Here is an 11240-nt window from a genome sequence, read left to right as displayed (position 1 = left end):
GATCATCGCACAGGAAATCCGTCGTCTAGCGTGACGAGCGTGCGCGAAAAATCACCCCTGACGGTCGTCGGGATCGGGGCCGACGGCTGGTCCGGCCTGTCCGGGCAGGCCAGGGAAGCGGTGCTGCGCGCGGACGTCGCCGTGGGCTCGCCGAGGCAACTCGCGTACCTGCCCTCGGAGGTGAAATCCGAGCCGTGGCCCAGTCCCCTGCTCCCCGCCCTGGACGGCTTCCTGGCGGGCAAGGGCCGGGTTTGCGTGCTGGCCAGCGGCGACCCCCTCCTGTCCGGCATCGGCACGACGCTCCTCCGGCGCGGCTACGACGTCGAGATCCTGCCCGCGCTCTCCTCCGTGACGCTCGCCCGCGCGAGGCTCGGCTGGGCGGCGGAGGAGACCGAGGTGGTCACCGTCGTCGGCCGCGCGATCGGCCGGGTGAGCCGGGCGCTGGCGCCGGGCCGGAAGGTCCTCGTGCTCGGCGCGAACGCCGAAGACCTGCTTGACCTGCTCAAAGCCCGCGGATACGAACGGAGCCGCGTCACCGCGCTGTCCGACCTCGGCGGCCCGGACGAGCGGATCGGCCCCGGCTCGCTGACCGTGTTCGCCGTCGAGGCCGACGGTCCCGCGCTGCCGCTGACCGGCCTGCCGGACGACGCCTTCGAGCACGACGGACAGCTCACCAAACGCGACCTCCGCGCGTCCGCGCTGGCCAGGCTCGCGCCGTCGCCCGGCGAACTGCTGTGGGACGTCGGCGCGGGCGCGGGCAGCGTCGGGATCGAGTGGTCCCGGGTGCATCCGTTGAACCGGGCAATCGCGATCGAACGCCTCCCGGAACGAGCCACCCGGATCGCCCGGAACGCGGACACGCTCGGCGTCCCGGAACTCGACGTGGTGATCGGCGCGGCCCCGGAAGCACTCGAAGGACTGACCAAGCCGAACGCGATCTTCCTTGGTGGCGGGTTGACCGTTCCGGGTGTTCTGGACGCCTGCCTGGCGACCGGCGCACGGCTGGTCGCGCACGGCGTGACCCTCGAATCCGAACAAGCGCTGGCCCGCGCGTACACCGAACACGGCGGCGAGCTGATCCGCGTCGGGGTCGAACAGGCCGCGCCGCTGGGCGGATTCACCGGCTGGACCCCGGCGCGAGCCGTGACGCAGTGGAGCTATCGGAGCAGACCTTGACCGTGCACTTCATCGGCGCCGGTCCCGGCGCCGCCGACCTCATCACCGTGCGGGGCCGTGACCTGCTCGCCCGCTGCGGAACCTGCCTGTACCCCGGCAGCATGACGCCCACGGCGCTCTTGGCGTACTGCCCGGGCGACGCGGACCTCGTCGACACCGCGAACCTCGACCTGCCCGCGATCGTCGAGCGCATGGTCGAGGCCCACCACAACGGCCACGAGATCGCGCGGCTCTGTTCCGGGGATCCGTCGATCTACAGCGCGGTCGCCGAACAGATGCGCCGTCTCGACGCGGCCGGCGTCCCCTACGACGTCACCCCCGGCGTTCCCGCGTTCGCCGCCGCGGCCGCGCTGCTCAACCGCGAACTCACCGTGCCCGAGGTCGGCCAAAGCCTGGTCGTCACGCGGGCGCAGGCACGCTCCACGGCCATGCCACCGGGGGAAACGCTCGCCGACTTCGCGCGCACCGGCACCACGCTCGCGCTGCATCTGGCGATCAACCGCATCGAGCAGGTGGTCGACGAATTGCTGCCCTTCTACAAAGAGGACTGCCCCGCGGCGGTGGTGGCGCTGGCGAGTCAGCCCGGTGAGCAGGTGTTGCGCGGGACTCTCGGCACCATCGCCGCCCAGTCCCGCGAAGCCGGGATCAGCCGCGCGGCGATGATCTTCGTCGGGAAAGTCCTTGCCGCCGAAGGGTTTCCCGACAGTTTCCTGTACTCGGCCACCCGTGATCGCGCGAATCAACCGGAGTCACTGTGAAGAACCTTCGCTGGGGCCTGCTGGCCGCCGGGACCATCGCCGCCGAGTTCGCGGCGGGCGTCGAAGAGAGCAAGCACGGCGTGCTGGAGGCCGTCGCCGCACGGTCCGGCGACCGGGCCGCCGAGTTCGCGAGCCGCTTCGAGATCCCGAAGTGCTACGGCTCCTACGAGGATCTGCTCGCCGATCCGGACGTCGACGCGGTCTACATCTCGACGCCGCATCCACTGCACGGCGCATGGGCGATCCGCGCGGCCGAGGCAGGCAAGCACATCCTGTGCGAGAAACCCCTGACCGTGTCTGTCAGCGAAGCCGAGAAGGTCATCGAAGCGGCCCGCGTCAACGACGTCTTCCTCATGGAGGCGTTCATGTACCGGCTGCATCCGCAGATCCGGCGGCTGGCCGAGCTGATCTCCTGCGGCGCCATCGGCGAGGTCCGCGCCGTGGACGTCGCCTTCAGCTACAACTTCGCCGTCCCCCGGCTCACCGATCCCGCGCTGGGCGGCGGCGGGATCTTCGACGTCGGGTGTTACTGCACCTCGCTTTCGCGGCTGGTCTCGCAGGCCGCGACCGGGCAGGACGTCGTCGAGCCCGAAGAAGTGCTCGGGATGGCGAGGCTCGACGAGAACGGCATCGACGAGTTCGCGTTCGGCCTGCTGCGGCTGCCGGGCGGGATCCTCGCGCAACTGGCTTGCGGCTTCCAGCTGACGCAGGACGACCACATCCGCGTGTACGGCTCACAAGGACAGCTGTACGTGCCGAAGCCGGCGTGGATCCACGAAATGCGCAAGCCGAAGACCTCGCAGATCATCCTCACGCCGGAAGGCGGGGAACCCGAGGTGATCGAAGTCGAGGCGACGCAGGGCCTCTTCGCCCGCGAAGCCGACCACGTCGCCACGCACCTCGAAGACCGTCAAGCACCCGAACTCACCTGGGCGGAGACGCTCGCCAACCTGCGCACCCTCGAACGCTGGCGTGCCGCCGTAGCCCGATGAGAGTGCTCATCCTGGGCGGCACCGGCGAAGCACGGGAGCTGGCGAAGGAGCTGGCGGCGCGCGGCGAACACGTCGTGTCGTCGCTCGCGGGCCGTGTCGCGCGACCGAAACTGCCGGACGGTGAAGTCCGCGTCGGCGGCTTCGGCGGCCCGGAAGGTCTCGCGCGCTGGCTGGCCGAGAACGACGTCGCCGCGCTGATCGACGCCACCCATCCCTTCGCCGAACGCATCGGCGCCAACGCGGCCGAAGCCGCGCGCGAAACGAACACGCCGTTGCTCAGGGTCGCCCGGCCTGGCTGGACCGGACAGCCCGGCGACACGTGGCACTGGGCCGACGACCTCGACCACGCCGCGCGGCTGCTCCCGGCTCTCGGCGAACGCGTGTTCCTCACCAGCGGCCGTCAAGGTCTCGCAGCCTTCGCCGGGCTCGACCACCTCTGGTTCCTGATCCGCTGCGTCGATCCACCCGAGGTGCGGCTCCCCAGACGGTGCGAAGTCCTGCTGGACCGCGGTCCGTACACGGTGGACAAGGAACGCGGGCTGATGGAACGGCACGGCGTCGAGGTGCTCGTCACGAAGGACAGCGGCGGCGCGATGACCGCCGCGAAGCTCACCGCGGCCCGCGAACTCGGCCTCCCCGTGGTCGTCGTCCGGCGGCCGCGGCGCCCCGAAACCGCCAGCGTGACGACGGTTCAGGACGCCTTAACCTGGCTCGACGCCGAGACCAAGGGCAGCCCTGCGTAAGCCGTTCGGACCAGACCCGTTAGCGTTGCGCCGATGCGTTTGATCGCTGTCACGCTGGGGTTGCTGTCCGCCTTGTGCGCGTTGGCTTTCCCCTTCCTGCCGGTGGTGCAGGACACAGCGGAGGTCGTCTGGCCAACGGGCGGCGACACCCGCTCCGTCAACGCGCCCTTGACCGGGTACTGGGCTCAGGACCTGCGCGTCGATCTGCCGTGCACGACCGTCCGGTCACTGGACGCGCGTTCACAGGGCCAGGCGTTGCTGTTCTCGACCGTGCCCGACGGCCGCACCGACCCGCGCGCGGGCAAGGGTGTCGGCCTGCAGCTGCGCATCGACAACGGGGTGCTGCTCGCGTCCAGCCAGGGCCAGCAGATCGTGCAGCAACCGCTGCCTCCGCAGTCAGCGTCACCGGCCAACTGCGACGTCAAGCTCCGTGCGGACGCGAACCAGATGACGCTGACCGTCGCCGAGACCGTGGTCTTCCACGCCGAGGGCGACGTCCGGCCGCGGCTGGTCGGGATCTACTCGTCGATCAACGCGGGCAAGGACCCGATCGCCGGGCTGCACGTCTCGGTCGTCCCGGACACCCGCTACCAGACCTCGCCGACGGTGCTGAAGTGGATCGTCGGCCTGATCGCGGCGCTGTCGTTCATCGGCTGCCTGATCGCGGTGTGGCGGATGGACTCCGGGTTCGCCCGCCGCGCGCCCCGCTGGGCGCCGGTCGGCTGGTGGCGGCTGACCGCCCGCGACGCGACGGTGATCATCGCGCTCGGCGCGTGGGTCTTCATCGGCCCGGTCACCTCGGACGACGGCTACATCCTCACGATGTCCAGAGTCGCCGAAGACACCGGCTACATGACCAACTACCACCGCTGGTTCGGCGTCGCCGAAGCGCCGTTCGGCTGGTTCTACCACGTGTTCCAGCTGATGGCGCACGTCAGCACGGTGCCGCCGTGGATCCGGCTCCCGTCGTTCGTGCTCGGCGTGCTGAGCTGGCTGCTGATCAGCCGCGAGGTCATGCCGCGCCTCGGCACCCAGGTCCGGACGAGCCGCGCGGCCGGCTGGGCCGCCGCAGCGGTCTTCCTGGTCTGGTGGATGCCGTTCAACAACGGTGTCCGGCCGGAACCGGTCGCCGCGCTGGGCTCGCTGCTGGCGATCTGCGCCGTGGAGCGCGCGCTCGTGACGCGCCGTCTGCTGCCGCTGGCCCTCGGCCTCACCGCCGCCGGGTTCACCCTGGCCGCGACGCCGACCGGGCTGATCGCGGTCGCGCCGTTCCTGGTCGCCGCCCGCCCGCTGTTCAAACTGGTCCGCCAGCGCGCCGAGAACGGCTGGCTGCCGGTGCTCGCGCCGGTGCTGGCCGCCGGGCTGCTGGTGCTGATCGTGGTCTTCGCCGACCAGACCTTCGCCACCGTGCAGGAGGCGACCCGGATCCGTACCCAGGTCGGCCCGAACCTGTCGTGGTTCCAGGAGCTCGCGCGCTACCAATTGCTCTTCGAAAGCCTGCCGGACGGCTCGATGCCGCGCCGCTTCCCCGTCCTGCTCGTGTTGCTGTGCACCGGCACCTGCCTGGTGGTGCTGCTGCGCCGCGGCCGGATCCCGGGTGCCGCGCTCGGCCCCAGCCGTCGCCTGATCGGGACGGTCGCGCTCTTCTTCCTCCTGCTGGCCTTGACCCCGACCAAGTGGACGCACCACTTCGGCGCGTTCGCCGCGGTCGGCGCGGCCATGGCGGCGCTGACCGCGCTGGCGACCAGTTCGACGGTGCTGCGGTCGAGACGGAACCGGGCGGCGTTCCTCGCCGGGCTGCTCGTGGTCGGCGCGCTGGCCGCGACCGGGCCCAACTCCTTCTGGTTCGTCTCGAAACTCGGCGTGCAGTGGACCGGGGTGGCGCCGTCGATCGGCGGGATCCCGCTGTCGACGATCCTGCTCATCGCGGCCGCGATCTCCGGGATCTACGCGTTCGTGGAGAACGTCCGCGCGCACCGGCCCGGGCTGCCCGCCGGGCCGCAGGAAGGCCGGAGCCGGTCGCTGCGGCTCGGGTCGCTTTCGCTGGTGGTCGTCTGCGGTCTGATGGCCGGGGGCGAGTTCGTCAGCATGGCCTGGGCGATCCACAACCAGGCCGGTTCCTACAGCCTCGGCGCCGCGAACTTCGGGCATCTGTCCGGCAAGAGCTGCAACCTTTCCGACCACGTGATGGTGGAACGGGACGCCGCGACCAGCATCCTGCGGGCCCAGCCCGAACAGCGGACGGTGCCGGTGAAGAAGGAGGAGCCGCCCGCCGGGCAGACCCCGCCACCGCTGCCCGATCCGGAACAGGACAACGGCCGCGTGCAGACCGGGTTCCACACCCGTGCGATCGACGACAAGGATCCGCTGGCCGAACCGCCGCACGGCTTCAAACCCGACGAAGTGCCGATGTGGAGCAGCTTCCTCGACCCCGAGACGCGGGCCGGACGGCTTCGCAGCGATTGGTACGCCCTCGCCGAGAAGCCCGCTGACGGCCAGATCGTCGTCGCCACCGCGGGTGCCTCGCGGCGGCCGACGTCGGTCAGCCTCGACTACGGCGTGAACACCGGCGAAGGCGTGAAGATCGTCCGGAGCCAGTTCGTGCTCCCTCCGGGCGCCGGGACCAACGGCTGGAACGACACCCGGATCAACCTGCGCGACCTCCCCGCCGAGACGACGTCCGTGCGGATCAACATCGTCGACAACGACCTCACCGAAGACGGCTGGATCGCCGCCTCGGCGCCCCGCGTGCCGACGTTCACCACGCTGACCGAGAAGATCGCGGGCAAGCCGGTGTACGTCGACTGGCCGGCGTCGTTCGTCTACCCGTGCGTGCAGCCGGTGACCTCGCACGACGGCATCTCGAAGATGCCCGAGTACCGGATCACCGCGGGCGCCGTGGCCGACGAGGCGAACTGGGCGTCCAGCACCAACGGCGGTCCGATCGGCTGGCTCGAAGAGGTCGCCGCCGAACCCGAGGTGCCCAGCTACCTGATCGGCCAGCCGAGCCAGTCGTGGGGCCAGCTGTTGCAGGTCGAACCGTTCACCGAGGGGATCGCGCCGACGATCATCCACGGCGAGAAGGTCGTCCCCGGCTGGTGGTCGCCAGGTCCCGGACCGAGGCAGCCGAACGGCAAGGACCCGACGCGCTGAGCTGAAGGGGACTTTCCCCGCATAGGACGCAGCGAAGGGGCCCTTCACCGCATGTGATGCGGTGAAGGGCCCCTTCAGCTCTCTCTAGAGGTTCCGCCGGTCTTCGGCCTGCCTGCGCTCGTTGTGCAGTCGCGAGGCCTCGGCCTCCTCGGGCGTCTGCCGGTACGGCTCGGGCGCCTTCCAGGTGAGCAGGTCGTACAGGAAGCGGCACGCCTCGTCCTCGGTGCCGAACGACCCGCGCGTCCAGGACTGGCCGCGTTCGGCCTGCTTGACCTGCCACCGGCCGTCCTCGACCTCGAGGTAGGTGCCGCCGTCCGGGTTGCTCTCCCGCGGCGGCATGCCCGGGAAGTAGTACTCGGACCGGTCGACGCCCGCCTTGTCCAGCTCCGCGAGCAGCTGCCAGACGTCCATCAGAAGATCTCCCTCAGGTAGCCGTCGTCGATGAGTTGCTGGACGGTCCTCGACGTTTGGAACTGGATCCCGCCGCCGGGCTGCCCGAAGGCGGGGGCGACCTTGCTGGATTCGATGGCGCCCGCGTTCGAGTCCCACGGCTTGATCCACTCGTAGCGATGGTAACCGTCGCCGAGGTTGGTCGGCGGGATCGCGCGCTCGGCGTAGGGCACCCCGTCGGGCGAAAGGTTCTTCCCGAACTTGGCGTCGCCGAAGCGATCCCACACGTCACCCTTGACGGGCTGGTAGTTCGGGTTGGACGTGCCGGGCACCTTGCCGTTGTTGGGCGCGGCCTTCGGCCAGTCCCAGGCGCCGGTCTTGTCCCAGCCGCCGTCCGGCACCCACAGCTTGGCCATGTCTTCGCGGCTCATCTTCTCGAACGGCTTCCAGCCGTCGAGCATCTTCCCGGGCACGTTGGCCGGGATGACGTCCGGACCGAGTTTGCCGCGGGTGGTCAGCTCGTCGACCAGCTTCGCCAGGGCCGCCCGGTCCGACGCGTCGGCCACCAGTTTCAGCGCGCTGGCTACGTCGGCGGGCGACTTGCCGACGAGCAGCTTGCCGAGCTCGACCCCGCCCTTGTCGGCGATGAACTTGGTGACGTAGGCGGCACCGACCGAGTCGAGTGTCTTGACGAACTGGGCGATGCTCACCTCGCCGAGCACCTTCGACAGGTTGACCGAGCCGAACTTCCCGACCAGCTCGGCGAACCTGGTGCCGCCGATGTCGAGCATGCCCTTCATCAGCAGCGAGCCGATGGTCTTCGCGGCACCGGCGCCGACTGCGACGATCGCCTTGCCCGCGCCCTTGCCGACGCCTTCGCCGACCTTCAAGCCACCGGCGCCCGGGATGAAGAACGAGCCGATGTCGACGACGGTCATGCCCAGCGCCTTGGCCGGGTTCTTCGCCCACTCGTCCCAGTGCAGCAGCTGCTTCGGGTCGTCGATCAGCTTGCCGATGCCGTCCACAATGGACTTGCAGGCTTCTTCCCTGCCCATGACCGGGCCGGAACCGGTCTGCGGGCCCATCCCGCAGCTGGCGAGGGTCCAGATCCCGAAGCCCATGTTGACGATCTCGCCCGCGACACCCTTGAGGAACTCGCCCTTGGTGTCGCCGGGAAGGTGCTCGTCGAGCCACTTCTGGACGTCGGTGACCCATTTGGTCCGCTCGGCCTCGCGGATCTGCGGGGCCATGCCTTCGAGCGTGGTCGCGAGGTCGCGCATCTGCTGCGCGATCGGGCCGATCAGGTTGGCCATGCCCTCCGCGGCCGCCGCCGCGTCGTCGGCCTGCTTGACCGCGCCCTCCGCCGCGGACGCCGCCAGGTTGGCCTGGGAGGCGTCGCTCAAGGCCTGGTTGTAGGCCTGCCGGGCGATCGACGCGTCGTTCGACGCCTCGGCCGCGACCCCGTGCGCGGCGGAAGCGTCCTGCCGGGCCTGCGCGTCGGCGTAACCGGCGCGGCGGCTCGCGTCGCGCGCGTAGGTGGCGTCGACGGCCGCCTGGCGGGCCGCCCTGATCGCGGTTTCCGCCGAGCGGACGGCCTTGGCCGCGGACTGGGCCGCGTCCGCCGCGGCCTGGTACGCCGGGGCGACCTCGCCGAGTGCTCGTTTGGCGGCGTCGGCGGCGTCCTTGGCCGCCTGATCGGCCTGGTCCGCGTGGCTCTTGGCCTTGTCGGCCTGGTCCTGGCCGATCGCCAGCGCGAGGGACGCGACGTCGGCGGCGAGCGCCGCGTCGGAATCCGTCTCGGCGAGCGGGCCCGCGAGATCGAGCGCCCGCGCGGCGGGTGAGGCGATGCCGTCCGCGGCGACCCGGGCGTTGAGCGAAGCCCGGCCCGCGACCTTCGCCTGGACCTGGGCGACGACGGACTCGCTCGCGGCCGCCTCCGCCTCGGACTTGGTCAGTTCCGCGTCGGTTTTGGCCTGCGCGGCCTGTTCCATCGCGGCCTGGGCGAGGTTGACCGTCGTCTGCGCGTCGGTGTTCGCCTTGACGGCCTCGGCGTTGGCGCGATCGGCCTCGGCGCGGGACCGCACGGCTTCGTCGTGGGTCTTCTTGGCCTCGCGCGACGCGGTCGCGGCCTCGGCCCTCGCCTGCGCGGCGGCGGCACTGGCGCGTGCCGCTTCGGCGCCCGCGGCGGCCGCTGCCGCACCGGCGGCGTTGGACTCGGAGCGCGAGTTCTCCGCGGCGGGCCGGGCGAGGTTGACCTCGTCGCGGGCGCGTTTCGCCTCCCGGGCGGTGGTCTCCGCCTCGGGGGTGCCCACCTTGGCCGCCGCGGCGGCGTCCGCCGCGGCCAGGTTGAACTCGGCCGAGTTCAACGTGTCCCTGGCCCGCTGGGCCCGGCCGGCGGCGTCGGCCGCCTTGTTACCCGCGTCGATGAACCGGTTCCCGGCGCCGACGGCGTTGTTGTGCGCCTCGATCGCCTTTCCCGCGTGGAAGAGCGCGACGTCCTGCTGCCCGATCGCCCGGCGGGTGGCGGCGTTGGCCAGCCCGGCCTGGCTGACCGCGTTCGTCATCGCCTGCCGCGCGATGGCGCGCTGCGACCGCGCCCGGTCCAGGGCGGCCCGGGCCTTGGCGGCGTGCGCCCAGGCGTTCCTCTCGGCCTGCTCGGCCTTGAGCCGCGCGTCGTGCGCGTTGGCGGCGGCGGCCTGGGCCGCGGCGGCCTGCGCGGCCGCGGCGAGTTCGAGATCGTGGGCCTGACGGGCGTGTTCCTCGGCCGACAGCCGGTACTTCTTGGCGTTGTCGGCGTGCGCCTGCGCGTTCGCGTTGGCGTCGAGTGCCAGGCTCGCGGCTTCGGTCGCCTCCGTGGCGCGCCAGGCGGTCTCGGCCGCCTTGACCGCGGCTTGCGAGGCGGCGGCGACGGCCTTGGTCACCTGCACCCAGTCGAGTCCCTGGGTGAGGCCGGTGTCCTTGAGCTGCTGCGCGGCCGCGTCCGAAAGGCCCGCCTGGGTGGTGGCCTCCCTGGCGGCGGCGGTGGCGCCGTCGAACTGGCGCTTGGCCTCGGCGGTGAGACCGGCGAGTTCGGCCGCACGGCCGCGTTTCCCGGCCGGGCGGCCGGGTTTGTCCTCGTCGAAGATCTGGTCGGCGCGTTTGGCCGCCTGGTTGCCGAAGCCCATCGCGTTGGACGCGTCGGTCAGCGACTTCACGGCCTGCACGCTGGACTTCAGGATCTGGGTCCGGGCGTTCGAGGCACGCGCGGAGCGGTCGGCGAGATCCTGGAGATCCTGCAGCGCCTTGTTCCGCGCGGTCTGCGCGGCTTCGATCGCGGCGCGGGCCTCACCGTCGCGTTTGTTCGCTTCGGTGTACCCGGTGGTGAAGAACTCTTCGATGACGGCCGGATCGCCACTGTCCAAAGCGGCCTGTCCGAGCACCTGGACCTCGGGCCCGCCGCGGGCGACCATGTCGGTGACGCGCGCCTTGATGCGCTCCGCCTTGGCAGCGGCGTCCTCGACGGTGTTGCGGTCCTCGGCGTCGGCGAGATCCTTGCCGAAGGCGACGAAGTCCGCGATCTTCTTGTCGTCGTTGGTGCCCAGGACGTCCAGGGCGCGCTGACGCGCGATCGGGCCCGCGGTCTTCGACCATTCGGTGACCAGCGCCCGGTTGTCGGCGGCGACCCGCTTCTTGCGGTCCGCGGCGGCCTTCCTGGCCAGCGCGTCACCGGTGTCGAGGTATTCGCGGATCTTGGCCGGGTCGTTGGTCGCGAGCGCGGCGCGGGCCGCGTCCCGGACTTCGACGTCCTCGGCGTGGTCGGCGATGTCCTGGACGAGTTCGCGGTTGAACGCGTCTTCCTCGTCGATCGGCGGCGGTGGGTTCTGTGCCGCAGGCGCGGCGGCGGCCGGGGCCGGTTCGGCGGCCACCGCGGTACCGGCCAGCCCGGCGGGCAGCGCCAGCACGAGCAGGACGATCAGGACCCGCGCGAGGGCGTGTCTCAGCCCGGTTTTCTTTTCGTACATGAAGAAAGTGCTCCCAGTGAGTGTGAC

The 11240-nt window shown here is 71.2% G+C and carries 7 protein-coding genes; 5 read left to right on the top strand and 2 right to left on the bottom strand.

Annotation, left to right across the window (positions count from 1 at the left end):
* Window positions 1-30: 30 nt before the first annotated feature.
* From cbiE to ACLJPX_RS30430, 5 genes are read left to right on the top strand one after another with little or no spacing between them, the layout of a single operon-like run.
* A complete protein-coding gene (gene cbiE / locus ACLJPX_RS30450) occupies window positions 31-1176 on the top strand; it encodes a precorrin-6y C5,15-methyltransferase (decarboxylating) subunit CbiE (protein WP_410603934.1) in 1146 nt (381 codons plus the stop codon).
* Window positions 1173-1934, top strand: coding sequence for a precorrin-4 C(11)-methyltransferase (gene cobM, locus ACLJPX_RS30445; protein WP_410603932.1), 762 nt, complete (start codon window positions 1173-1175; stop codon window positions 1932-1934). The genes cbiE and cobM overlap by 4 nt, the downstream gene beginning before the upstream one ends.
* Window positions 1931-2926, top strand: a complete 996-nt coding sequence (locus ACLJPX_RS30440) for a Gfo/Idh/MocA family protein (RefSeq protein ID WP_410603930.1) — start codon at window positions 1931-1933, stop codon at window positions 2924-2926. The genes cobM and ACLJPX_RS30440 overlap by 4 nt, the downstream gene beginning before the upstream one ends.
* On the top strand, window positions 2923-3669 hold the full coding sequence (locus tag ACLJPX_RS30435) for a cobalt-precorrin-6A reductase (RefSeq protein ID WP_410603928.1): 747 nt from the start codon (window positions 2923-2925) through the stop codon (window positions 3667-3669). Before ACLJPX_RS30440 ends, ACLJPX_RS30435 begins: the two co-directional genes overlap by 4 nt.
* Window positions 3670-3702: 33 nt before the next feature.
* A complete protein-coding gene (locus ACLJPX_RS30430; RefSeq protein ID WP_410603926.1) occupies window positions 3703-6822 on the top strand; it encodes an arabinosyltransferase domain-containing protein in 3120 nt (1039 codons plus the stop codon).
* 84 nt (window positions 6823-6906) lie between these two features.
* Here ACLJPX_RS30430 and ACLJPX_RS30425 read toward each other — a convergent pair whose 3' ends face one another.
* Window positions 6907-7233 carry a hypothetical protein gene (locus tag ACLJPX_RS30425; protein ID WP_410603924.1) on the bottom strand — a complete coding sequence of 109 codons (327 nt, stop codon included), beginning with the start codon at window positions 7231-7233 and terminating at the stop codon, window positions 6907-6909.
* Window positions 7233-11213 (bottom strand): glycohydrolase toxin TNT-related protein, encoded by a 3981-nt coding sequence (locus tag ACLJPX_RS30420; protein ID WP_410603922.1) that lies wholly within the window; start codon window positions 11211-11213, stop codon window positions 7233-7235. Before ACLJPX_RS30420 ends, ACLJPX_RS30425 begins: the two co-directional genes overlap by 1 nt.
* Window positions 11214-11240: the final 27 nt, after the last annotated feature.

It is taken from the genome of Amycolatopsis sp. lyj-90, from assembly GCF_046549035.1.
Taxonomy (GTDB): domain Bacteria; phylum Actinomycetota; class Actinomycetes; order Mycobacteriales; family Pseudonocardiaceae; genus Amycolatopsis.
This window is presented reverse-complemented; position numbering and strand designations above follow the sequence as displayed.

What these genes read in the sequence shown, in the direction of transcription:
- ACLJPX_RS30435 (WP_410603928.1), top strand. Translation starts at nt 2,923, where the DNA reads ATGAGAGTGCTCATCCTGGGCGGCACCGGCGAAGCACGGGAGCTGGCG.
- ACLJPX_RS30430 (WP_410603926.1), top strand. Translation starts at nt 3,703, where the DNA reads ATGCGTTTGATCGCTGTCACGCTGGGGTTGCTGTCCGCCTTGTGCGCG.
- ACLJPX_RS30425 (WP_410603924.1), bottom strand. Translation starts at nt 7,233, where the DNA reads ATGGACGTCTGGCAGCTGCTCGCGGAGCTGGACAAGGCGGGCGTCGAC.
- ACLJPX_RS30420 (WP_410603922.1), bottom strand. Translation starts at nt 11,213, where the DNA reads ATGTACGAAAAGAAAACCGGGCTGAGACACGCCCTCGCGCGGGTCCTG.